This is a genomic window from Polaromonas sp. (genome assembly GCF_031411155.1).
Taxonomy (GTDB): domain Bacteria; phylum Pseudomonadota; class Gammaproteobacteria; order Burkholderiales; family Burkholderiaceae_C; genus Polaromonas.
The window spans coordinates 1-21,977 of record NZ_JANOAL010000049.1 but is presented as its reverse complement, the minus strand read 5'-3'; the positions used below and the strand labels follow the sequence as shown (position 1 = coordinate 21,977).

Annotated in this window: 20 protein-coding genes and 1 pseudogene; 8 read left to right on the top strand and 13 right to left on the bottom strand. The window is 65.6% G+C overall.

The window, feature by feature from the left end; genetic code table 11:
• Positions 1-837: archaetidylserine decarboxylase (gene asd, locus RMO23_RS02705; protein WP_309678558.1), on the top strand; the 837-nt coding region annotated here is incomplete at its 5' end.
• Here asd and RMO23_RS02700 read toward each other — a convergent pair.
• Entirely contained in the window at positions 838-1,632 is a 795-nt protein-coding gene (locus tag RMO23_RS02700; RefSeq protein ID WP_309678557.1) for a DUF72 domain-containing protein, read from the bottom strand. It lies immediately after the preceding gene.
• A gap of 118 nt (positions 1,633-1,750) precedes the next feature.
• On the opposite strand from RMO23_RS02700, the gene RMO23_RS02695 reads away from it, so the two are divergent.
• A complete protein-coding gene (locus RMO23_RS02695; RefSeq protein ID WP_309678556.1) occupies positions 1,751-3,226 on the top strand; it encodes a M20 family metallopeptidase in 1,476 nt (491 codons plus the stop codon).
• A 62-nt stretch (positions 3,227-3,288) separates the two neighbouring features.
• Positions 3,289-4,206 (top strand): alpha/beta hydrolase, encoded by a 918-nt coding sequence (locus RMO23_RS02690; RefSeq protein WP_309678555.1) that lies wholly within the window; start codon positions 3,289-3,291, stop codon positions 4,204-4,206.
• 99 nt (positions 4,207-4,305) lie between these two features.
• On the opposite strand, the gene RMO23_RS02685 is transcribed toward RMO23_RS02690, so the two are convergent.
• The 4 genes from RMO23_RS02685 to RMO23_RS02670 all read right to left on the bottom strand — a co-directional run bounded on the left by RMO23_RS02685 (position 4,306) and on the right by RMO23_RS02670 (position 8,124).
• Positions 4,306-4,779 carry a YidB family protein gene (locus RMO23_RS02685; protein ID WP_309678554.1) on the bottom strand — a complete coding sequence of 158 codons (474 nt, stop codon included), beginning with the start codon at positions 4,777-4,779 and terminating at the stop codon, positions 4,306-4,308.
• Positions 4,780-4,826: 47 nt separating this feature from the next.
• Complete coding sequence (locus RMO23_RS02680) at positions 4,827-6,077, bottom strand: MFS transporter (RefSeq protein WP_309678553.1); 1,251 nt, start codon at positions 6,075-6,077, stop codon at positions 4,827-4,829.
• A gap of 9 nt (positions 6,078-6,086) precedes the next feature.
• Positions 6,087-6,842, bottom strand: coding sequence for a 16S rRNA (uracil(1498)-N(3))-methyltransferase (locus RMO23_RS02675; RefSeq protein ID WP_309678552.1), 756 nt, complete (start codon positions 6,840-6,842; stop codon positions 6,087-6,089).
• Positions 6,843-6,933: 91 nt separating this feature from the next.
• On the bottom strand, positions 6,934-8,124 hold the full coding sequence (locus tag RMO23_RS02670) for a phosphotransferase (RefSeq protein WP_309678551.1): 1,191 nt from the start codon (positions 8,122-8,124) through the stop codon (positions 6,934-6,936).
• A 117-nt stretch (positions 8,125-8,241) separates the two neighbouring features.
• Here RMO23_RS02670 and RMO23_RS02665 point away from each other — a divergent pair, with 117 nt between their 5' ends.
• From RMO23_RS02665 to rsmA, 3 genes are all read left to right on the top strand, one after another.
• Complete coding sequence (locus tag RMO23_RS02665; RefSeq protein WP_309678550.1) at positions 8,242-10,665, top strand: LPS-assembly protein LptD; 2,424 nt, start codon at positions 8,242-8,244, stop codon at positions 10,663-10,665.
• Positions 10,658-12,070, top strand: coding sequence for a peptidylprolyl isomerase (locus RMO23_RS02660; RefSeq protein WP_309678549.1), 1,413 nt, complete (start codon positions 10,658-10,660; stop codon positions 12,068-12,070). The genes RMO23_RS02665 and RMO23_RS02660 overlap by 8 nt, the downstream gene beginning before the upstream one ends.
• A gap of 251 nt (positions 12,071-12,321) precedes the next feature.
• Positions 12,322-13,104 carry a 16S rRNA (adenine(1518)-N(6)/adenine(1519)-N(6))-dimethyltransferase RsmA gene (gene rsmA, locus RMO23_RS02655; RefSeq protein WP_309678548.1) on the top strand — a complete coding sequence of 261 codons (783 nt, stop codon included), beginning with the start codon at positions 12,322-12,324 and terminating at the stop codon, positions 13,102-13,104.
• A 275-nt stretch (positions 13,105-13,379) separates the two neighbouring features.
• Here the strand turns inward: rsmA and RMO23_RS02650 are convergent, their stop codons facing one another.
• From RMO23_RS02650 to RMO23_RS02640, 3 genes are all read right to left on the bottom strand, one after another.
• Positions 13,380-13,805 carry a barstar family protein gene (locus tag RMO23_RS02650; protein ID WP_309678547.1) on the bottom strand — a complete coding sequence of 142 codons (426 nt, stop codon included), beginning with the start codon at positions 13,803-13,805 and terminating at the stop codon, positions 13,380-13,382.
• Positions 13,806-13,867: 62 nt separating this feature from the next.
• Entirely contained in the window at positions 13,868-14,296 is a 429-nt protein-coding gene (locus RMO23_RS02645) for a ribonuclease domain-containing protein (protein ID WP_309678546.1), read from the bottom strand.
• A 180-nt stretch (positions 14,297-14,476) separates the two neighbouring features.
• Positions 14,477-16,807, bottom strand: a complete 2,331-nt coding sequence (locus RMO23_RS02640; RefSeq protein ID WP_309678545.1) for an NADP-dependent malic enzyme — start codon at positions 16,805-16,807, stop codon at positions 14,477-14,479.
• Between the two features lie 121 nt (positions 16,808-16,928).
• Here RMO23_RS02640 and RMO23_RS02635 point away from each other — a divergent pair, with 121 nt between their 5' ends.
• Positions 16,929-17,153 carry a hypothetical protein gene (locus tag RMO23_RS02635; protein ID WP_309678559.1) on the top strand — a complete coding sequence of 75 codons (225 nt, stop codon included), beginning with the start codon at positions 16,929-16,931 and terminating at the stop codon, positions 17,151-17,153.
• Positions 17,154-17,208: 55 nt separating this feature from the next.
• On the opposite strand, the gene RMO23_RS02625 is transcribed toward RMO23_RS02635, so the two are convergent.
• Positions 17,209-17,352, bottom strand: coding sequence for a hypothetical protein (locus RMO23_RS02625; protein ID WP_309678544.1), 144 nt, complete (start codon positions 17,350-17,352; stop codon positions 17,209-17,211).
• A 217-nt stretch (positions 17,353-17,569) separates the two neighbouring features.
• Here RMO23_RS02625 and RMO23_RS02620 point away from each other — a divergent pair, with 217 nt between their 5' ends.
• Positions 17,570-20,374 carry a FecR family protein gene (locus RMO23_RS02620; protein ID WP_309678543.1) on the top strand — a complete coding sequence of 935 codons (2,805 nt, stop codon included), beginning with the start codon at positions 17,570-17,572 and terminating at the stop codon, positions 20,372-20,374.
• Between the two features lie 180 nt (positions 20,375-20,554).
• Here RMO23_RS02620 and RMO23_RS02615 read toward each other — a convergent pair whose 3' ends face one another.
• The 4 genes and pseudogenes from RMO23_RS02615 to RMO23_RS02605 form a co-directional block, all read right to left on the bottom strand.
• The gene (locus RMO23_RS02615) at positions 20,555-20,947 is read right to left on the bottom strand and encodes a glutathione S-transferase N-terminal domain-containing protein (RefSeq protein WP_309678542.1); all 393 of its coding nucleotides are present in this window, start codon (positions 20,945-20,947) and stop codon (positions 20,555-20,557) included.
• A gap of 128 nt (positions 20,948-21,075) precedes the next feature.
• A complete protein-coding gene (locus RMO23_RS19655) occupies positions 21,076-21,417 on the bottom strand; it encodes a type II toxin-antitoxin system RelE/ParE family toxin (protein ID WP_405041553.1) in 342 nt (113 codons plus the stop codon).
• The gene (locus RMO23_RS02610) at positions 21,414-21,635 is read right to left on the bottom strand and encodes an addiction module protein (protein WP_309678541.1); all 222 of its coding nucleotides are present in this window, start codon (positions 21,633-21,635) and stop codon (positions 21,414-21,416) included. The genes RMO23_RS19655 and RMO23_RS02610 overlap by 4 nt, the downstream gene beginning before the upstream one ends.
• Before the next feature lie 185 nt (positions 21,636-21,820).
• Positions 21,821-21,977, bottom strand: a pseudogene (locus tag RMO23_RS02605) (Xaa-Pro aminopeptidase); the annotation flags it as partial.

The window sequence follows — 21,977 nt, the reverse complement described above, 5'->3', positions numbered from 1 at the left end:
CAATACCTGATTCCCAAGCAGGCGCTGACGGTGTTTGCCGGTTATGTGGCGGGGCGTGAGCGGGGCTGGGTCACGACGGAGATCATTCGGCGCTTTGTCGCCAGGTACCAGGTCAACATGGGCGAGGCGCTGGACGCTGACATTGCCCACTACGCCACCTTCAACGATTTTTTCACCCGCGCCCTCAAGCCCGGTGCGCGGCCCCTGGCGGCGGCTGACCTGATTTGCCCGGTCGATGGGGCCATCAGCCAGTTTGGGGCGATTGAGCAGGACCAAATTTTTCAGGCCAAGGGCCACAGTTATTCCACTACCGCGATGGTGGGCGGTGATGCGGCGCTGGCCGCGCAGTTTCAGGATGGCAGCTTTGCCACGCTGTACCTGAGCCCCAAGGACTACCACCGCATCCACATGCCTTGCGATGGCCGCCTGAGCCGCATGATTCATGTGCCGGGCGAGCTGTTTTCCGTCAATCCGGTCACGGCGCGCGGTGTGCCCGGCCTGTTTGCGCGCAACGAGCGGGTGGTGTGCGTCTTTGAATCGGCGCGCGGCCCGTTTGTGCTGATCCTGGTGGGGGCCACGATTGTCGGCAGCATGGCCACCGTGTGGCATGGCGTGGTCAACTCGCCGCGCGGCAAGGTGGTGCGCGACTGGCATTACCCGCCGCTTGCCAGCGCCGAACGGCCGGTCATCACGCTGAACAAGGGCGACGAAATGGGCCGCTTTCTGCTCGGCTCCACCGTCGTCATGCTGTTTCCCAAGGGGCCGCTACGCTTCAACCCGGACTGGGCGCCTGGCCGCGGCATACGGCTGGGCGAGGCCATGGCCAGCTACGCTTAATCAAGCGGCTGGCTTGAAGCCGAGGCGGGCCAGCAGCGCCATCGCGGCGGCGGGCGCCCTCTCTTTGGCGCCATTGATGAAATAGAGGAACACCTCGCGCGGCGTACTGCCGCCCGTCCAGGCGCGGGCGCCGTCGGCCCACTGGTCTAGCGCGCCCGGCGGGTAGCCGGTGGGCAAACCGGGCTGGCTGCGCATCAGCCGCAGATAGGCAAACTGGCCCTGGCTGTCGGTGATTTGCGGAAACTGGCTGGCGTCGGTGTACACCGTCACGCAGCCATGGCGCCGCGCCAGGGCCAGGTAGGCGGGCGTGGCAAAGCTTTCATGCCGCACGTCCAGCACATGGCGCAGCGGCAGGCCGTCCACATGGCTTGGCAGCAGGGCCAGAAATGCCTCGAAATCCCCGGCCTCGAACACCTTGCCGGGCATGAACTGCCAGACGATGGGGCCGAGCTTGTGGCGCAGTTCGCTGATGCCGCTGTCGACAAAGCGGTTGATCGATTCACCGGCCTCGGCCAGCACGCGCCGATTGGTCGCGTAGCGCGAGGCCTTGAGGGAAAAAACGAAGTCGGCCGGCGTTTCGTCGTGCCATTTTTTGAAGCTGGCGGGCTTGAGCGTGCCGTAGTAGGTGCCATTGACTTCAATCGCGCTGAGCTGGCGGCTGGCCCAGGCCAGCTCTCGGCTGTGCGGCAGGCCGGGCGGGAAGAAGTTGTTGCGCCAGGGCTCGTAGGTCCAGCCGCCCACGCCGACGCGGATGGCGGGCGGGGTGGGTGAAGGCCTGGGTGAGGGGTGCGTCATGGCGAAGCTCGCTCGGTGGGGTGGATGGCAACAAGGGGAAAGCCCGAGGGCTTACCCAGTGGCGTACAGTAGCTGCTGCGCAGAAAAAAATGCGGCTTTTTACACTTGGAGATCTGTCATGAACGCCCCCCTGCACCGTGAAATTCCCGCCAGCATGCTCGACGCCGCCCAGGCCCTGTCGCAGGTCTCGGCGAAATGGGACGGCGACATCGTCCAGCAGATCACCGACTACATCGCAATCCCGGCCAAGTCGCCGACCTTTGACCGCGACTGGGCGCAGCACGGCTTTATCGACACCGTGATGCGCAACGCCGCCAGCTGGGTCGAGGCGCAAAAAGTCGAAGGCTTGAGCCTGGAAGTGGTGCGCCTGCCGGGCCGCACGCCGGTGCTGTTTTTCGAGATTGCCGCGACGCGTGCCGACTCGACGCAGACCGTGTTGATGTATGGCCACCTCGACAAGCAGCCCGAGTTCAGCGGCTGGCGCAGCGATCTCGGCCCCTGGACCCCGAAATACATCGATGGCAAGCTCTATGGCCGCGGCGGCGCCGATGACGGCTATGCGGTTTACGCCAGCATTGCCGCCGTGCAGGCGCTCAAAGCGCAAAACGTGCCGCATCCGCGCATCGTCGGCCTGATTGAAACCTGCGAGGAAAGCGGCTCCTACGACCTGCTGCCTTACGTGGACGCGCTGCGCGAGCGGCTGGGCGAAGTGGCACTGGTGGTGTGCCTCGATTCGGGCGCCGGCAACTACGACCAGCTCTGGCTGACCACCAGCCTGCGCGGCAACGCGGCCGGCGTGCTGAAGGTGGAAATCCTCACCGAAGGCGTGCATTCGGGCGATGCCAGCGGCCTGGTGCCGTCGAGCTTTCGCATCATGCGCCAGGTGCTGGACCGGCTCGAAGACAGCCAGACCGGCCGCCTGCTGCCGCAGAGTTTTCACTGCGAAATTCCGGCCGACCGGCTGGCCCAGGCGCAGGCCACGGCCAAGATTCTGGGCGATGAAATCTACAAGCGCTTTCCGTGGGCGCACTATGACTGCGAAGGCGCCAGCGCGCTGGCCCTGCCGACCACCACCGACCCGGTCGAGGCGCTGCTGAACCGCACCTGGCGGCCGACGCTCAGCGTGACCGGCGCCGACGGTTTTCCGGCGCTGCAGGATGCCGGCAATGTGCTGCGTCCCTACACCGCCTTCAAGCTGTCGCTGCGCTTTCCGCCGCTGATAGACGCCAGCGCCGCCGTGCAGCAGCTCAAGACCCTGCTTGAAGACAACGCGCCGTATCAGGCCAGGGTCACGTTTGAAAGCAGCGGCGGCGCCACCGGCTGGAACGCACCCGGCACCGAGCCGTGGTTTGAAAGCGCGCTGAACGACGCCTCGCAGGCCTTTTTTGGCGCGCCCTGCGGCACCATCGGCCAGGGCGGCACGATTCCGCTGATGAGTATGCTGAGCCAGGGCTTTCCGAAGGCGCAGATGATGGTCTGCGGCGTGCTCGGCCCCAAGAGCAATGCCCACGGCCCCAATGAGTTCCTGCATGTGCCCTATGCCAAGAAGCTGACCGCGGCGGTGGCCCAGGTGATGGCCCGCGTGCCGGGTTAAGCTTTGCGCTGCTTTTGGCAGACGTTTTTTGAACTACATGACTTGCCAAGGTCAGGACCTGCATGAACTCTACTGTTTTGGCGCCCTTTACCGCCCGCGACGGCGAAAACCTGGCCCTGTACGAATGGCCTTTTGACGACTGGGCCAGCGAAATGGGGCCGGACGCGCCGCCGCCGCGCGGTGTGGTGCTGATCGTGCATGGCCTGGGCGAGCATGCCAACCGCTACCAGCATGTGGCGAGCCGGCTGCTGCAGTGGGGCTTTGCGGTGCGGGCCTACGACCAGCGCGGCCACGGCGAATCCGGCGGCGCGCGTGGCACCCTGCCCAATGAGACGGCCCTGCTCGACGATTTGGCCGAGGTGGTGGACGACACCCGCAGGCGCGGCCTGCGCATGCCGCGGCGGCGTGCCGCAAACGGCGCGCCGCTGCCCTTGCCGCTGATCCTGCTGGGCCACAGCCTGGGCGGGCTGGTGGCCAGCCGCTTTGTGGCGCTGAAGATTCGCCCGGTGGAGGGCCTGGTGATGTCGTCGCCGGCGCTCGATGCCGGGCTCAACGGCCTGCAAAGGCTGCTGCTGGCGGTGATGCCCAACCTCGCGCCCAATCTGTGCGTGGGCAACGGGCTGGACGTGCGCTTTTTGTCGCACGACGAAAACGTGGTCAAGAAATACCAGGCCGACCGGCGCGTGCACGACCGGATTTCGCCGCGCCTGGGCCGCTTCATTGCCGATGCCGGCCCGGCCACCATTGCCGCCGCCGCGCACTGGAACACGCCGACCCTGCTGATGTATGCCGGCGCCGACCGGCTCGTCAACCCGGCGGGCAGCCGGGCCTTTGCCGAACGGGCCGCCAGCGCGCCTGCGGTCAAACCCGGCACCTTGACCGTCAAGTGCTTCGACGGGCTGTACCACGAGATTTTCAACGAGCTCGATGCGGCACCGGTGTTTGCCACGCTGAAAGCCTGGCTGGACCGCCGGTTTTAAGGCAAACAGGCCGCCAGCCCAACTATCAAGGGCGCATCGTGCTATTAAAAATATAGCATGATGCGCCCCCGGATGGCGCTTGCCGGCGCGGAGCCTGGCTCAGCTTTTTTGCAGCAGGCCGTCCAGCATGCCCATCAGTTCACCCGAGTCACCCAGGCCGGCGGCGGGGGCCTGGCCTTGCGGCGTGAAGCGGTCAATGATGCCGGGCAGGATGCTGGACAGCTGGCCGGCGGCTTCGCCCTGGCTCAGGCCCAGCTTGGCGGCCAGGCCGGACATCGCGTCGGAACCCAGCACCTCGGTCAGCTGATCGCCCGAGATCGCCTGGTTTTGTCCGCTGCCGACCCAGGAGCCAATCACGTCGCCCAGGCCGGCCTGCTGAAATTTGGCGACCAGGCCGCCCAAACCGCCCTGCGCGCCCTCGTTGCTCAACATTCCGGTGATGGCCTGCAGCAATTGCGGGTTGCTGGTGACCATGCTGAGCAGGCCGCCCAGGCCGCCGCCCATCGCGTTGGCCCCGTCTTGCGGCTGCTGCCCACCCATCACCGCGCCCAACACCGAATCAAGTAAACCCATGACATGCTCCCAAAGTGGATCAAACAATAAACATCAAAAACACTGACTCAGGGATTCTGGGCTTTGCGCCGCGCCAATGCAAGCCAGCCCAGCCCCAGCGCGGTCAGGCCCAGCGGCAGCAGCGAGCCGAGGTTTAGCAGCGCCCAGCCCTGGGTGGTGACCAGCACGCCCGACGCCAGCGACGAGACGGCCAGCACCGCAAACACGCAAAAATTGAGTGCGCCCTGGGCCTTGTCTTTTTCTTCCGGGCGGTAAGCCGTCAGCGCCAGCGTGGTGCTGCCGGTGAAGAGGAAGTTCCAGCCCAGCCCGAGCAGGAACAGCGCGACCAGAAACTGTTTGAAATCAACGCCCGACAGCGCAATCGCGACGCACAGCCCATTGAGCACCAGCCCCACCGCCATGATGGGCAGGGTGCCGTAGCGCTTGATCAAATGGCCGGTGAAAAAGCCGGGCGCGAACATGCCGATCACATGCCACTCCAGCACCAGCGCCACATCGGAAAACGGCAGGCTGCAGATCTGCATGGCAATCGGCGTGGCGGCCATCAAGAGGTTCATCACGCCATAGCCCAGCGCACCGGCGGCGGCCGCCACGATAAAGACCGGCTGGCGCATGATGACGCCGAGCGGCCGGCCATCTTGCGCCCCCACGCTCGTCACTTCGTGTACTTCGCTGCCCCCCGAGGGGGCTGGCCTTGCTTGGGGCGGCCCGGCGCGGCGGCCGTGGCCGCTGCTTGCTTCGAGCGACGAGAATCGAATGAAGGCCAGCAAGCCCATGGCCAGCAGCGCCACGCCGGCCAGCGCCAGGTAGGCGCCGGCAAACGGCACCGCCGTCAGGCTGCGCGTGTAGGCCGCCAGATTCGGCCCGGCCACGGCGCCGATCAGCCCGCCGGCCATCACCAGCGAAACGGCTTTTTCGCGAAATTCGGGCGCCGCCAGCTCTGCGGCGGCAAAACGGTACAACTGCGCATTGGCGTTGTAATAACCCGCCACCACGGTCGCCGCCACCAGCAGCCAGAAGTTTTGGCTGTAGGCCGCGTAGCAGCACAGCAGGGCCGAGAGCGCCGCCACCGCCAGCCCCAGCTGGAACGAGGCCTGGCGGCCAAAGCGGCTTTGCGTGCGCGCCACCAGCGGGGTCGCCAGCGCGCCGCCGACCACATAGCCCATCACCGGCAGGGTCGCCATCCAGCCCAGCGGCGCCAGGTTCAGGCCCACCAGGCCATTGATGGCGATGAAGGTGACGTTGTTGGTGAGAAACAGGCCCTGGCAGATGGCCAGCAGCCAGAGGTTGCGGTTCATGGGCGTGACCTAGGTTGGAGCGCTCAGGCTCAGCAGGGACAGGCAGGCCAGCGGCGCGGTTTCGGCGCGCAGCACGCGCGGCCCGAGCGTGACCGGCGCAAAACCGCGGGCCAGGGCGGCGGCCTCTTCGGCCGGGCTCAGGCCGCCTTCGGGGCCGCTCAGAAAGGTCAGCGCGCCGTTGTTGGCCACGGCCTGGGCCAGCGGCCGCGTGCCGGGCTGCAGCGACAGCAGCAGGCGCGCGCCGGCCGGGGCGGCATCGGCGCTGCTTTTGAGCCAGTCAGCGAGGTTCATCACCTCGTGAATCAGCGGCAGCCGGTTGCGCCCGCATTGCTCACAGGCGGCCATGGCGACGCCGCGCCAGTGCGCGAGCTTTTTGTCGGCGCGCTCGCCCTTGAGGCGCAGCACGCTGCGCTCGCTGATCAGCGGCTGGATGCTGGCCACGCCCAGTTCGGTGGCTTTTTCGACCAGCCAGTCCATGCGCTCGTTGGCCGGCATGCCCAGCGCCAGGTGCACGGCGCGGCCGGCCTCGCGCCGGGTCGCGGTGTAGGCGCCTATGCTGACCTGCACCTCGCTGCGGCCCATGCGCTGCACCGTCGCTTCGAACTCGCCTTCGCTGCCGGCCTCGCCATGGTCCTGGCCGTTGAAGAGCAGGATGGCATCACCCGGCTGCAGCCGCAGCACCTGCACATGGCGCGCGGCCTGCGCGGGCAGGCTGACGCTGCTGCCGGACAGCAGCGCCATGTCGGCGTAGAAACGGGCGCTCACGGGGTGGGTACCGCTTCAGGCCGCCAATGCGTTGCTATTAAAATAATAGCTACAAATGCACGTTTTGCCTGGGCTGGAGCCGGATTTGATCTCAAAACGTGTAACCCACGCGGGTTTCGTTGCCCTCGATCTCGTCGAGCAGCACCATCAGCGGGCCGAGCTGGCGGTAGCGGGCGCAGGTGGCGCGGGCGTAGCGGATAAAGCGCGGCGTGTCGGCCAGGTACTTGGGCTTGCCGTCGCGCAAGGTCAGGCGCGCAAAAATGCCCAGCACCTTGAGGTGGCGCTGCAGCCCCATCCATTCGACCGCCCGGTAAAACTCGCCAAAATCATCGCCCACCGGCAGGCCGGCCTTGCGCGCCCTTTGCCAGTAGCGCACCGTCACGTCGAGTACGAAATCTTCTTCCCAGCTCAGGAAGGCATCGCGCATCAGGCTGGCGATGTCGTAAGTGATGGGGCCATACACCGCGTCCTGGAAATCCAAGACGCCTAGCCGCGGCTCGGCATGATCGGACACCAGAGAATTTTCCGACGGGCCGCCCCTAGGAAAATTAGCCCCTTGAGGGGGCAGCGTATTACACGAAGTGAAAAGCGTGGGGGCTATTAGATTCCGGGGCATGAAGTCGCGGTGCACATAGACGCGGGCGCCGTCCAGCGATTCCAGGTTGCTGGCCTTGATCAGCGCAAACGCCTTGTTCAGCGTCTCAAGCTGGCTGGTGTCGAGGGCAAATTGGCGGTGCTGCGCCACATACCAGTCGGGGAACAGCGCCAGCTCGCGCGACAGCAGCGCGTCGTCATAGGGCGGCAGCACGCCGGGCCTGGACGCGAGCTGCCAGCGCACCAGCGCATCGATCGCGTCCATGTACAGGTCGTAGTGCGCGGCCGTGGGCCGGGCCAGCGCGTCAACCGCGGCGGGCGGCGCGATCACCTCGAGCAGGGTTTGCGCGCCCAGATCGCTGAGCAGCAGGAAGCCCTGCGCCTCGTCCCAGGCCAGCACGCGCGGCGCGCTCAAACCGGCCCCGGCCATCAGGCCGGCCACCTGGACAAAAGGCTGGCAGTTTTCCTGGGCCGGTGGCGCGTCCATGATGATGAAGCTGGCGTTGCCCGCCGTGCCCTCTGTGCCTGGACTGGCGTCGACCCGAAAGTAGCGCCTGAAACTGGCGTCGGCCGAGGCCAGCCGCAGGCTGTCGGTCTGCAGGCGGTGTTGCGGCGCGGTGGCGGCCAGCCAGTGGGCAAAGGCGCTGGCGCGTGCCGGGTCGGCCCAGGCGATGGGAGAGGCGGTCATGGTTTTCAGGCTTGGTTCGGACGGCGGGCTCGGCACCCGCCCGGCCCGGTGCGGGCGGCGGGGTGGGTCATGGATAATCAATGCTGATTTTACAAACGGGTTTATCTCACACAATCGATGCGCCGCGCATCCCGCTCCCCATTTATTCTTTCCCCGATAGCGCAGGCTGTCTGCCGCCTGGCGCTGTGCGCCACGCTGGGGCTGGCTGCGGTCGGGCCGGGGCAGGCGCAACCGCTTTCGGCCGACGCGCCGGCGCCGCCAGACACGCCGGCCCGGCTCAAGAGCGCGGCCAGGCTGGCCGAAGAGCCGCCCCCGGCGACACCGGGCAACGAGGGCCCGACCTTTGTGTTCGGCGACCGGATCAGCGGACGGCCCGACCTCGAGACCGTGATCGAGGGAGATGCCGAGCTGCGCCGCGGCGCCACCTCGCTGCGCGCAGACCGCATCGAGTACTACCAGCCCGATGACCAGCTCAAAAGCCGTGGCAATGTGCGCATCAACCGCGCCGGCAACCGCTTTGAAGGCCCCGAGCTGGAAATCAAGCTGGACCGGTTTGAAGGTTTTTTCACCACGCCGACCTACCGCTTTCTGAGCAACGGCGGCAATGGCCGGGCCGAGCGCGTCGATTTCATCGACGACAAGCACATGACCGCGCAGGGCGCGACCTACACCACCTGCGAGCGGGACAACGAAGCCAGCTGGGACCCGGCCTGGGTGATGACGGCCAAACGCATGGAGTTTGATTTTGAACAGGGCGTGGGCATGGCCACCGGCGCGGTGGTGCGCTTCAAGAACGTGCCGATCCTGGCCTTTCCCAAGTTCAGCTTTCCGCTCAGCGACAAGCGCAAGTCAGGCCTGCTGCCACCCACGCTGGGCATGGGTTCGCAAAATGGCCTGGAAATCAGGCAGCCCTACTATTTTGACATTGCGCCGAATCGCGACGCCACGTTTTCTCCCACCCTCATGAGCAAGCGCGGCGTCGACCTGGCCGGGGAGTTTCGCTACCTGGAGCCGACCTACAAGGGGGAGTTGCGCGCCAACTACCTGCCGGGCGACAAACTGCGCAACCGCGACCGCTGGTCTTACAGCCTGCTGCACAACGGAACGGTCAACACCGGGCTGCCGGCCGTGGGCAGCCTGGGGCTCAACCTGAATTTGAACCGCGTCAGCGACAACGACTACTGGCGTGATTTTGCGGTCCTGCCCGGTTCCACGACCCAGCGTTTGCTGTCGCAGGATGCCAGCCTGACCTGGGCCCGGGGCTATTTTTCGTCGGCGGTGCGGGCCCTGAAATGGCAAACGCTGCAGGACATCAGCTCGCCGATCGTGCCGCCCTACGACCGGCTGCCGCAGCTGACCGCCAATTACACCCGGGTCGATGCGCCGCTGGCGGGCCTGGGCAGTGGTTTCGACTGGTCGGTGGAAGGTGACTACACGCGCTTTTGGGCCGACAGCGTGCTGACCGGGCAGCCCAACAGCAACCGGGCCTTCAGCCGGCTCCAGCTCAGCCGCCCCTGGCTGTCGTCGGCCGGCTTCATCACGCCCAAGCTGCAACTGCACGCCACCGGCTACCAGTTTGACGCGCCGCTGGCCAATGGCCGCCGGTCGGCCTCGCGCGTGGTGCCCACCTTCAGCCTGGACAGCGGGCTGCAGTTCGAGCGCGCGGCGAGTTTTCTGGGCCGCAGTTTTACCCAGACGCTGGAGCCGCGGGCCTTTTATGTGCGCACGCCGTTCCGCGACCAAAGCCAGCTGCCCAATTACGACTCCGGCGCCAACGACTTCAACTTCGCCACGGTGTTTACCGAAAACGCCTTTGTCGGCAACGACCGCATTTCGGACGCCAATCTGCTGACGCTGGGCGTGACCTCGCGCCTGCTCGATCCCGCCACCGGCGCCGAGGCGGTGCGGGTCGGCGTGGCGCAGCGCCTGCGCTTTGACGACCAGAAAGTGACCCTGCCGGGCGGGCTGCCGGTGACCGACCGCATCAGCGACCTGCTGGTCGGCGCCTCGGTCAACTGGGTGCCGCAGTGGTCGTTCGACGGCACGCTGCAGTACAACCCCAAGACCAGGCAGTCCGACCGCAGCTCCTTCGGGGTGCGCTACAACCCCAGCAACTACCGCGTCATCAGCGCGGCGCTGCGGCGCCAGCGCGATGTCAGCCACCAGGCGGACGTGGGCTGGCAGTGGCCGATCAATGACCTGTGGGGTGACAAGGGCAAAGACCTGGGCGCCGGACAGGGCCAGGGCGGTGGCCGCTATTACGCGGTCGGGCGCTTGAACTACAGCATTACGGACAAAAAGCTGGTCGATAGCGTGGTCGGTCTTGAGTACGATGGTTGCTGCTGGATTGGCCGGGTGGTGCTGCAGCGCACCCAAAACAGCCTGAGCAGCTCGGCCACCAAGCTTTTGTTCCAGCTCGAACTGGTCGGGTTTTCGCGCCTCGGCTCCAGCCCGCTGGAGACCCTCAAAAGCAATGTGCCGCGCTACCAGCTCCTGCGTGAGAAAATCGTCAGCCCAAGCCGCTTCACCACTTATGACTAACACCTCTTTCCTCGCCGCCTTTGTTTCGCTGCGGCCGCTGGCCGCCGCGCTGGCGCTGGCGCTACCCCTGCTGGGGTTGCAGGCGCAAACGCTCAAGCCGTCCAGCGCGCTGCGTCTGCCCGGCAACGCCGCGGCCGGCGCACCGGCGCTGCAGCGCCAGGCCGACTTCATCGTGGCGGTGGTCAATTCCGAGCCGATCACCAACAGCGAGGTGCGCCTCAAGCTGTTGCGCACCGAACAGCAACTGGCCCAGCAGGGCACGGCCATGCCGCCGCGCAACGAGCTGGCGCGCGAGGTGCTCGAGCGCCTGATCAGCGACAAGCTGCAGCTGCAGCTGGCGCGCGAGTCCGGTGTGCGGGTCGACGACAACGCGGTCGAGACCGCGGTGCAGTCGGTGGCCCGGCAAAACCAGCTCAGCGTGGACGAGTTGCGCAGCCGCCTGCGGGCCGACGGCATTGCCTTCAGCCAGTTCCAGGCCAATGTGCGCGACGAGCTGCTGGTCACCCGGCTGCGCCAGCGCGAGGTCGAGGCGCGGGTGACCGTGAGCGACCAGGAGGTCGAGCAGTTCCTGCGTAGCCAGGCGGGTGGCGGCGCGGCGGCGCCGGCTTCTGCGCCAGCGCTGCAGGCCCTCAACCTGGCCCAGATCCTGGTGACCGTGCCCGAGAAGGCGACGGCCGAGCAGGTCGCCGTGCTGCAGGCCAAGGCCCAGCAGATCATGGAGCGCGCCCGCGCCGGTGGCGACTTCGTGGCCCTGTCGAATCAGTATTCAGACTCGCCGACCCGCGCCAATGGCGGCCAGATGGGCCTGCGTGAGGCCGAGCGCTATCCGCCGCTGTTTGTCGAGGCGACCAAAAACCTGCCCATCGGCGCGCTGGCCGGCCCGGTCCGCAGCCCGGCCGGTTTTCACATCCTGAAGGTGGTTGAAAAGCGCCAGGCCGGCCCGGCGCTGGCCAGCACCATCAGCCAGACCCATGCGCGCCACATTCTGCTGCGCACCACGCCCCAGCTCAGTGAAGCCGCCGCGGTCGAAAAGCTCGCCGGCTTCAAGAAGCGCATTCAGGCCGGCCAGGCCGATTTCGCCGCGCTGGCGCGCGATAGCAGCGAAGACGGTTCGGCCAGGGAAGGCGGCGACCTCGGCTGGGCCAACCCGGGCATGTTTGTGCCCGAGTTTGAACAGGCGATGAACGCGCTGGCGCCCAACCAGGTTTCCGAGCCGCTGGTGTCGCGCTTTGGCGTGCACCTGATTCAGGTGCTGGAGCGGCGCGACGCCCAGCTGACGCAACGCGAACAGCGCGAAGCCGCGCGCAATGTGCTGCGCGAGAAGAAGCAGGACGAGGCCTATGCCCTGTGGCTGCAGGAAATCCGCGGCCGCGCTTATGTCGAGTACCGCGAGCCGCCTCAGTAGATGGGGCCCCCACGCTTGTCACTGCGGGTACTGCACTGCCCCCCGAGGGGGTGCTGCGCCTGCGGCCCGGCGAAGCCGGTTCCGCGGCCCCGGCTGGTGGGGGGAGCACCCCCACGTTCGCCCGCTGCGTGTGGTTCTCTGCCCGCTGGTGTGAAGAGCAAGCCTTGCGCTTTCGCTGGGGGCCGCCCCGGCGGGTGTGAAGCGCAGGCCCCACGCCTTCGTTGGGGGCAGTCCGGCGCTTTGGCCGCATCATGAAACACATTGCGCGCAAGCGCTTCGGGCAGCATTTCCTGACCGACCGCGGCATCATTGAGGGCATCGTGGATGCCATTGCCCCCAGGGCGGGACAGGCCATGGTCGAGATCGGCCCCGGCCTGGCGGCGCTGACGCAGCCGCTGGCCGAGCGCCTGGGGCACCTGACCGTGATTGAGCTGGACCGCGACCTGGCGCGGCAGTTGCGCGCCCATCCGCAGCTCACGGTGGTGGAGTCTGACGTGCTGAAAGTGGATTTTCGCGCGCTGGCTGGCGCTCTGCCGGGCAAGCTCCGTGTCGTGGGCAACCTGCCCTACAACATTTCCACGCCGATTCTTTTTCACCTGCTCGATGCCGTCGACGTCATCGAAGACCAGCATTTCATGCTGCAAAAAGAAGTGATCGACCGCATGGTGGCGCGGCCGGCGACCAGCGACTATGGCCGGCTCAGCGTCATGCTGCAGTGGCGCTATGCGATGGAAAACGTGCTGTTTGTGCCGCCGCAAAGCTTTGACCCGCCGCCGCGCGTGGACAGCGCGGTGGTGCGCATGGTGCCGCATGCCGAGCCGGTGGCGCTGGCCGTCAAGCCGCTCAGCGAACTGGTGCAGGTGGCTTTCAGCCAGCGCCGCAAGCTGCTGCGCCACACGCTGGGCCAGTGGCTGACACAGCGCGGCTTTGGCGGGCAGTTTGACACCCAGCGCCGGGCCGAAGAGGTGCCGGTGGCCGAGTACCTGGCGCTGGCGCAGCAGGTGGCCGCGCTGCCGGCAGCGCCGCCGATCTGAACTTGCTTGCTACAAAAATCATAGCTGTTTGCGCCTGTTCTGCCTGAGCTGGAGCCTGATTTGGACGAAAAAAAGCCCGTCAGAGACGGGCTTTTTCAGGGTGGATGCGGATTACGCGGCAGTGAGCCAGTAACCTGAATTGAACGGACTGCTCATGCGCAAGGCCAGTGGCGACACGTCTACCAGTTTGTCGGTAGGCATGGGTTCTTCGCCTTCTGTGACTGCTTGCTGGGCCTGATTCGCCCGATCCCCTTGGCCGATGTCTGGGGAGCGGGCTACAGAAAAGAATAGAAGCATCTGAACGGTATCTTTCGATCCGCCCAGTAGTCGGCTGCATCCCTGAAGATGTCCAGCAGCTGCTCGCGCGCTTCCTTGTCAAATTTGGCGTGCGCCGGAATCTGCTCCAGCACCACGATAAAACCGGGCTGCGGGCCGGATTTGTGCACCAGGTCCGTCATGCAGTCGTAGAGCGCGTCGAAGTTCTTGCCAAAATGGGCCGGGAAGGTGTACTGCGCCGCAATCATGTCCAGAATGTCCTGTTTGCTCTGGGCATTGCCCAGGTTGGCGTAGAGGAAATGCTGGTTCAGGCGTGTGGCCGCATCCTGCAGGTCCGGCACGCGGAATGCGCGTATCGACTGCACGATGTTGGGCCTCACGCCTTTCAGGGGCGTTTCGTTGTCCTTACGAAGTGGTGTATCCATCTCCGCTTCTCTTTCTCTTAAGTCAACCACTAAAAATAACAACCACGGTTCAGTTTTTCAATTTACTGAACGATTCTGCGAAAACTCGCATAGTGGTCATCGGTGTAATAACAGGCATCGGGGGTGGCGGGTTTGACACCTCCACAAACAATGCGCCGGGCCCCCCGGCTACGCTCATTTGGCGTTTTAACGGTGTATTCTCGGTAGTAACCGCGATGTTGGGCGGGAAGTATGCGTTCCCGGTTGCCAAACACCACGCCGTCCTTGTCGTACCGGAACGGCCCACCCTGGTAAATCAGCGTCATCATGTTTTGCCCCTGAACGGGCAGCTGGGCCACCGCGATGGCCCTGGCCGGATCGACCGGCACCGGGCTGTTTAACGGCCCTTTGGCGAGTGCGGTGCCGGGGCCAAACCCGCTGATACCGACCAGCAACCCCAGTAGCGCAGCAACTCCCGCCGCGCGCCAACGCCCCATCCCATTGCGCAACATGAAAAAAATACCTTTCTTGAACTCAGGGGGAAACCGTTGGACTTCTCGGGTTAACCCTTAAATTTCAAGAGAGGTAGTTTGCCGCAACTGGCTAAAAAACGCAAGTGCCTGCTGAAAATTTAGGCATGGCGAGCAGGGTCTGCCGACCCGCTGAGTTAGTGCTAGCTATCTAATTTTGGCTTAGCGGGCCGCGTTGGCGTCGGCCACGGTGAGGGCTGTCATGTTGACAATTCGGCGCACCGTGGCGGTGGGGGTCAGAATATGCATGGGCTTGTTGGCGCCCAGCAGCACCGGGCCAATGGCAATGTTGCCACCGGCGGCGGTTTTGAGCAGGTTGTAGGAGATATTGGCCGCATCAATATTCGGCGACACCAGCAAATTGGCTTCACCGCCCAGGGTGCTGTTGGGCATCAGGAGCGCGCGGGCATCGGCATCGAGCGCCATGTCGCCGTGCATTTCTCCGTCCACTTCGAGCCAGGGCGCCTTTTCGCGCAGCAGCTCCAGCGTGCGGCGCATTTTCAGGGCGCTTGGGTGGTTGGACGAGCCGAAGTTGGAATGCGACAGCAGGGCGGCCTTGGGCTTGATGCCAAAACGCATCATTTCCTCGGCCGCCATGGTGGTGATCTCGGCCAGCTGCTCGGCCGTCGGGTCGTAGTTGACATGGGTGTCGAGCAAAAACACCTGGCGGCCCGGCAGCAGCAAGCCGTTCATGCAGGCAAAGGTGTTGACGCCTTCGCGCTTGCCAATCACGTGATTCAGGTAGTCGAGGTGGTGGGCGGTGGTGCCCCAAGTGCCGCAAATCAGGCCGTCCACGTCGCCTTTGTGCAGCAGCATGCCGCCGATCAGCGTGAGGCGGCGCCGCATCTCGATCTTGGCCATCTGCACGGTCACGCCATGGCGTTCCATCATGCGGTGATAGGTTTGCCAGAAATCACGGTAACGGTGGTCCTGCTCGACATTGACCACGTCGTAATCGAGCTCTTCCTTCAGGCGCAGGCCAAACTTTTCAATGCGCTGGGCAATGATGGCCGGGCGGCCAATCAGCGTGGGCCGGGCCAGGCCTTCGTCGACCACGATCTGGCAGGCGCGCAGCACGCGCTCTTCTTCACCCTCGGCATAGGCCACGCGTTTGCGAGTGGCGGCCTTGGCGGCGGCAAAAATCGGCTTCATCATGGTACCGGAGGCGTAGACAAAGCTCTGCAGGCGCTCGCGGTAGGCATTCATGTCCTGAATCGGCCGCAGCGCCACGCCGCTGTCGGCGGCGGCCTGGGCCACCGCTGGCGCGATCTTCATCATCAGGCGTGGGTCAAACGGCTTGGGGATCAGGTATTCGGGCCCGAACGCCAACTGCTCGCCGACATAGGCGGCCGCCACCACTTCGCTCTGCTCGGCCTGCGCCAGCTCGGCAATCGCATGCACGGCGGCGATTTCCATCTCGATGGTGATGGTCGACGCGCCGGCGTCCAGCGCGCCGCGAAAAATGTAGGGAAAGCACAGGACGTTGTTGACCTGATTCGGGTAGTCGGTGCGCCCGGTCGCGATCACGGCGTCATCGCGCACCAGTTTGACATCTTCCGGCGTGATCTCCGGATTCGGGTTGGCCAGCGCAAAGATGATGGGGCGCGCCGCCATCTTTTTGACCATCTCTTTTTTCAGCACGCCGCCGGCCGACAGGCCCAGAAAGATGTCGGCGCCCTCGATGATCTCGCTCAAGCTGCGGGCCGCCGTCTTTTGCGCAAACTGGATCTTGTCCTCGTCCATCAGCTCGGTGCGGCCCTCGTAGACCACGCCGGCCAGGTCGGTGACGTAAATGTTTTCGCGCGCAATGCCGAGTTTGACCAGCAGGCCCAGGCAGGCCAGCGCCGCCGCGCCCGCGCCCGAGGTGACGAGCTTGACCTGTTTCGGGTCCTTGCCGACCACCTTCAGGGCGTTCAGCATCGCCGCGCCCACGGTGATGGCGGTGCCGTGCTGGTCGTCATGAAAAACCGGAATCTTCATGCGCTTGCGCAGCTCGCGCTCGACATAAAAGCAGTCGGGCGCCTTGATGTCTTCGAGGTTGATGGCGCCGAAGGTGGGTTCCAGCGAGGCAATGATGTCTACCAGCCGGGCCGGGTCCTTCTCGTCGATCTCGATGTCGAACACATCGACCCCGGCGAACTTCTTGAACAGCACCGCCTTGCCTTCCATCACCGGCTTGGAGGCCAGCGGGCCGATGTCGCCCAGGCCCAGCACCGCCGTGCCGTTGGTGACCACCGCCACCAGATTGCCGCGGCTGGTGTACTTGAAGGCGGCGTTCGGGTCCTTGACGATTTCTTCGCAGGGGGCGGCCACGCCGGGCGAATAGGCCAGCGCCAGGTCGCGCTGGTTGGTCAGTTGCTTGGTCGCGGCAATGGCGATCTTGCCGGGCGTCGGGAACTCGTGGTATTCCAGTGCGGCGCGGCGCAGTTCGATGCGTTTTTCCTGGGCGTGGTCAGGCGTGGCGGCGGGCGTGGCGGAGGAAGAGGTAGGCATCAGGGGGTCTCCAGCGAAAACGGTGCTTGCCACCGTCAAGTTCTTGTAAGGTCTGGCGATTGTAGGCCGATGAAACGGCCCGGCCGGCTAAGTGAATCTACGCAAATGAGGTATTGCGCTTGTGACTTTTTGGGGCACAGACGGGCGACGCGGCCTGCGGCCGACCGACCCCGCGCCGCACCTGCCGGACGACCCGTTTCGACTGCGCCTCAAGAGTTTCGGCGACCGCTGCAGCGGCCAGGGCATTGACCGCCTGCCCCGTGCCGAAATAAAAGCGCACGCCCAGCCATTCCGGCGCCTGCTGCAGCGCGCCCAGGGGCCGGGGTCGACCACGCTGACGCGGTAGCCCGCATACGCCAGGTCGTTGGAAAATTCGCAGCCAATCAGGCCGGCGCCCATGATCAGCACATGGCGCAGGCCGTGGCCAGGCTGTTTACGATGTCGAGCTGCGCCTGGTCGTGGGACGCATGCCGCTCTTCCACCCGGGCCAGCGCCGCAAAGCGCTTTGGCCAGGGTCCTGATTTTGGGGCGTGTGCCGTGCTCATCGTGACTCCTGTGGCCGGCAAGCCGGAACCCAGCGAAGCGATCACGCGCTAATCCGACGTGCCTACGTGGTGCGGTCTTACAAGAAAGAAAGCCCGCGTTCGGATACTGAAGATTCGGATACTGAAGATTTACCCCTGCGCAGTTTGTTCACGATGGCTGGACTCGACTGCCGCTCAAGTGCCACCGGACCCGGTGCGCTTTCTGAAAGGCATTCCCATGGACACCTCCACTCTTCGCCGTCCGCTGTGGACCCTTGCCGGCGCCCTGTTGCTGACCTTCGGCGGCCTGGCCGCAGCGGAGCCGCCATCGCGCGCGGCTCGCCTGGGCTTCCTTAGCGGCACGGTGAGTTTCTCGCCCGCCGGTCAGCCCGATTGGGTGCGGGCTGCCGTCAATCGGCCGCTGACCACAGGTGATCGCTTGTGGACGGGGAGCAATTCGCGCGCCGAGTTGCAGATTGGCGGAGCGGCGATCCGCATGGGCCCGTCCACCAGCATGGTCCTGCTCAATCTCGACGACCGCATCGCCCAGGTGCAGCTTTCACAGGGCACGTTGAAGGTGCGCGTGCGCAGCCTGGGACCGCGGCAGACCCTGGAAGTCGCGACGCCCAATCTCGCGTTCACGCTGCGCCGTTCCGGCGAGTACCGCATCGAGGTCGACCCCGGTGACGACGCGACGGCCGTCCTGGTGCAGAGCGGCGTGGCCGAGGTGTATGGCGACGGCGCGTCGTACACGGTCAATCCGCGACGTGGTTACCGTTTCTACGGCACCGACCTGACCGACTACGAGACCATCGCGACGCGGCGTGACGACGAGCTTGACCGCTGGTCCCGCGAGCGCGACCGCCGCGGCGACCGATCGGTTTCCGCCCGCTATGTGTCGAGCGAAGTCGTCGGCTATGAAGACCTCGACGCCAATGGAAGCTGGCGGGTCGATGCGAACTACGGCAACGTCTGGACGCCGACGCGCGTGGCCTCTGGCTGGACTCCCTACCGGGATGGCCATTGGGCCTGGGTCGACCCTTGGGGCTGGACCTGGGTCGACGACGCGCCTTGGGGCTATGCCGTGTCGCACTACGGCCGCTGGGCCAACATCAACGGCTCGTGGGCCTGGGTTCCGGGTCCACCGCGCGAGCGCTCGGTGTATGCGCCGGCGCTGGTGGGGTTTGTCGGCGGCAAGAACTTCCAGGTCGCGGCGACCGTCGGCAGCGCGGTGGCTGCCGCGGTCGGCTGGTTCCCGCTGGCGCCGCGCGAGGTCTATCAGCCCGCCTACCCGGTCAGCCGCGGCTACTTCGACAACATCAATCGCAGCAATGCGGTGATTGCCCCCACCACCCTCACCAATGTCTACAACACGACCATCGTCAACACCACCACCAACGTCACCAACGTGGTCTATGTCAACCAGCAGGTAACGGGCGCCGTGGTCGCCGTGCCGACGCAGGCCTTCGTGCAGTCGCAGCCAGTGGCCAAGGCCATGGTGCAGTTGCCGCGGGAAGCGGTTGTCAGCGCGCCGGTCGTGCGCGTGGCCAGCGTGGCGCCAGTCCAGCAAAGCGTGCAGGGCGGCGCCCGCGAGGCCGACACCAAGCCGCCGGTGCGTGAACGCGCCTTTGTCGCCCGAACCGCGCCGCCGCCGGCGCCGGTGCCGTTTTCCGTCCAGCAGCAGCAACTGGCCGCCAGGCCGGGCACGCCGATCGACGAAGCGCAGCGCACGCAGCTCAAGCCTGCGGTGCCGGCCGCAGCGGCGCCCAAGGTCAGCGTCGTGGCCACGGCCCCAGCGCCGACGGCAACCGCGCTGCCGCCGGCGACGCCTCCGGCCGCCCGGTCACCGCAAGAGCGCAAAGCCGCCGCAGCGACAGCCGATGCGGCCGGAGAAACCCGCAAGCCGGATGAGGGCAAGGCCGCGGGTGCCAGGGCCGAAGCAACGACGGCCGACGCGGCGAAAGCTGAGGCCGCCAAGGCCAAAATCGCCCAGGCCGAGGCCTTGAAGGCCGAAGAATCCAGGGCCGCGGCCACCAAGGCCGCCGAAGCCAAGGCCGCCGAGGCCAAGACCTCGAATGCCAAGGCCGAGGCAGGCAAGGCGGAGGAAGCCAAGGCCGAAAAGGCCAGGGCCGACACGGCTAAGGCCGAGTCAGCCAGAGCCGATGCTGCCAGGGCCGCGACAGCCAATGCCGAAGCATCGAAGACCGCGGCCGCCAAGGTCGATGCTGCCAAGGCTGCCGAAGCCAAGGCCGCCGAGGCCAAGACCGATGCGAGCAAGGCCGCGCGCGCCAAGGCCGAGGCAGGCAAGGCGGAGGAAGCCAAGGCCGAAAAGGCCAGGGCCGATAGCGAAAAAGCCGACGCGTCGAAGGCCGAGGCCATGAAGGCTGATGCAGCCAGAGCCGACGCAGCGAAGGCCGCCACGGCCAAGGCGGAAGCGGCGAAAGCCGAAACAGAGAAGGCAGACGCCAGCAAGGCCGCCGCGGCCAGGGCGGCCGATGCCAAGGCCGAGGCAACCAAGGCCTCGAATGCCAGGGCTGAGGCAGGCAAGGCGGAGGAAGCCAAAGCCGAAAAAGCCAGGGCCGATGCAGCAAAGGCCGAGGCGTCGAAAGCCGAGGCCGTGAAGGCTGAGGCAGCCAGAGCCGACGCAGCGAAGGCCGCCACGGCCAAAGCCGACGCAGCGAAAGCCGAAGCCATCCGAGCCGATGCAGCCAAGAGCGCCGAGGCCAAGGCTGAAACGGCAAGGGTTGAGGCCGCCAAGGCCGAAGCAGCCCGAGCCGACGCAGCCAAGGCCGGCAGGGCAAAAGCGGAAGCCGCGAAGGCCGAAGCAGACAAGGTGGTCGCGGCCCGCGCCGACGCTGCCATGGCTGCGACGGCCAAAGCCGAAGCGACGAAGGCCGAGGCAGCCAAAGCCGAAGCGGCTAAAGCTGCTGTCCTGGCCAAGGCACCGGCTGCCGCAGCGCCGCCCAAGGCGCGCGCGTCGGGTCCGAAATCCGACCCGGATGCGAACGAAGAAGAGAAGAAGAAAGAGGGACGCAAACCGTAGCGCGCGTGGCGCCCGATCCCGCACGGTGTGGCGAGATAGCGGTCATCCACTGGCGGCGCTGAAGGGGGCTATCCGGGTGTAAACCACAACCCAGTCACCAAGGGCGACTGGGTTCCGCTGCGACCGCGCCGCGCGTGTCAACCAAGGAGTGATTTCCCCGCGCGGCATCGCGGCTTCCAGTCAAGCATTCGCAAAACGCCCGCGCAGATAAGCCACAATTTTTTCTGAATCGTAAAGCCACTGACTGTTACCGCCGTCATCGGTAATTTTCAGGCAGGACACTTTGGTCTGCCCGCCGCCCTGCAACAAGGCCTGCCGGTCGCGGCCTTCGTGCTGCGCGTCAATACGCTGGATGGTAAGCGACAGGCGGCTGATTTCCTGGCGCACCTTGATGCAAAACGGGCAGGTCTGGTACTGGTACAGCGCCAGGTTCCGACACTGCAGGTCGGTGCTGTGCTGGGCGCTCTGCGCGCGAACGATGCCGGTGGGGCGGGTCAGCCTTTCCTTGAGCAGCATCAGCGGGCCCAGGACGATGCGCAGCGTTTTAAAGAAGGTTCTGATAAAAGGTTTCATGCCCGATTTTAGAGGGCGCGACGGGAAGCCCGCGAGCGGCGCCTCAGCCCCGCATCAAGGCCTCAATCTCATCGGGCACGCCGCGCGTCATCAACGCGCAGCCCCTGGCCGTCACCCGCGCATCGTCTTCATCCGGATGCCGAAGCTCCGTGACTTAAAGCGCACGTCGCCGCGTCCCTATATTCGCCCCCGCCAGTAACCCGGCCGACGGTGCTGATGGCCAAAGCGAGGATGCAGACATCGACCGTTGTGGCCCGGTAAATCAGGGAATACGGAAAACGCCTGAGCGGGAAGCTGCGTCGGCCACCGCTACTGGGCGTACCAAAGTCAGGGTTTGAAACGAGCAGGGTAGCGACACGTTCGAACTCGGCGAGAAAAGCGTAAGCCAATCTGGCGCCGCCTTGTTCACGATAAAAGTTGAAGGCATCCTCGAGTTCGCTGGCCGCCTCGGGATGGAGCGAATAGGTCACTGAAGGCCGCGCAACCTGGCCAGCGCGGATTGCCCTGATAAAGCGGTCGCCTCGCCTTGCTCAAGCTCAGCGTCCCGGCGCTCGGCTTCGGCCGCCCAGGCGTTTTGAATCTCCGGGTCCGCTTCCAGGCTATTGATCAAGCGGTCTAAAAGATGGGAGCGTTGTTGCGCGGGCAGGCTGAGTACCTCGGCTTCAAGCGCATCTAAGGGCATCGTCATTGAAAACTCCTTCTAAAACGTGCTCAAACCGAAGCTTGCCACAAACCCAAGGGCTTGCGTTGATTGTTGACATCCGCCTCTGGCGCGATGGCAAGCCCGGAGTTCGTGGCGCATGACCCGGCGCGCCGTGGCGGTTGATGCAACGGGTGTTTGCGCCACAGCCCGGTCCGCCAGTTGAGCCCGGTTTAAGCCATCAAGGCTTCAATCTCATCGGCCTTCACCGGCACGCCGCGCGTCATCAGCTCGCAGCCCTTGGCGGTGACCAGCGCGTCGTCTTCGATGCGGATGCCGATGTTCCAGAACTGTTTGGGCACGCCCTTGGCCGGGCGCACGTAGAGGCCG

Coding starts and splice junctions, on each gene's coding strand:
- RMO23_RS02680 (WP_309678553.1), bottom strand. CDS start 6,077: ATGAACCGCAACCTCTGGCTGCTGGCCATCTGCCAGGGCCTGTTTCTC.
- RMO23_RS02660 (WP_309678549.1), top strand. CDS start 10,658: ATGACTAACACCTCTTTCCTCGCCGCCTTTGTTTCGCTGCGGCCGCTG.
- RMO23_RS02685 (WP_309678554.1), bottom strand. CDS start 4,779: ATGGGTTTACTTGATTCGGTGTTGGGCGCGGTGATGGGTGGGCAGCAG.
- RMO23_RS02640 (WP_309678545.1), bottom strand. CDS start 16,807: ATGCCTACCTCTTCCTCCGCCACGCCCGCCGCCACGCCTGACCACGCC.
- RMO23_RS02620 (WP_309678543.1), top strand. CDS start 17,570: ATGGACACCTCCACTCTTCGCCGTCCGCTGTGGACCCTTGCCGGCGCC.
- RMO23_RS02690 (WP_309678555.1), top strand. CDS start 3,289: ATGAACTCTACTGTTTTGGCGCCCTTTACCGCCCGCGACGGCGAAAAC.
- RMO23_RS02610 (WP_309678541.1), bottom strand. CDS start 21,635: ATGACGATGCCCTTAGATGCGCTTGAAGCCGAGGTACTCAGCCTGCCC.
- rsmA (WP_309678548.1), top strand. CDS start 12,322: ATGAAACACATTGCGCGCAAGCGCTTCGGGCAGCATTTCCTGACCGAC.
- RMO23_RS02665 (WP_309678550.1), top strand. CDS start 8,242: ATGCGCCGCGCATCCCGCTCCCCATTTATTCTTTCCCCGATAGCGCAG.
- RMO23_RS02700 (WP_309678557.1), bottom strand. CDS start 1,632: ATGACGCACCCCTCACCCAGGCCTTCACCCACCCCGCCCGCCATCCGC.
- RMO23_RS02670 (WP_309678551.1), bottom strand. CDS start 8,124: ATGACCGCCTCTCCCATCGCCTGGGCCGACCCGGCACGCGCCAGCGCC.
- RMO23_RS02645 (WP_309678546.1), bottom strand. CDS start 14,296: ATGTTGCGCAATGGGATGGGGCGTTGGCGCGCGGCGGGAGTTGCTGCG.
- RMO23_RS02625 (WP_309678544.1), bottom strand. CDS start 17,352: ATGAGCACGGCACACGCCCCAAAATCAGGACCCTGGCCAAAGCGCTTT.
- RMO23_RS02650 (WP_309678547.1), bottom strand. CDS start 13,805: ATGGATACACCACTTCGTAAGGACAACGAAACGCCCCTGAAAGGCGTG.
- RMO23_RS02695 (WP_309678556.1), top strand. CDS start 1,751: ATGAACGCCCCCCTGCACCGTGAAATTCCCGCCAGCATGCTCGACGCC.
- RMO23_RS02615 (WP_309678542.1), bottom strand. CDS start 20,947: ATGAAACCTTTTATCAGAACCTTCTTTAAAACGCTGCGCATCGTCCTG.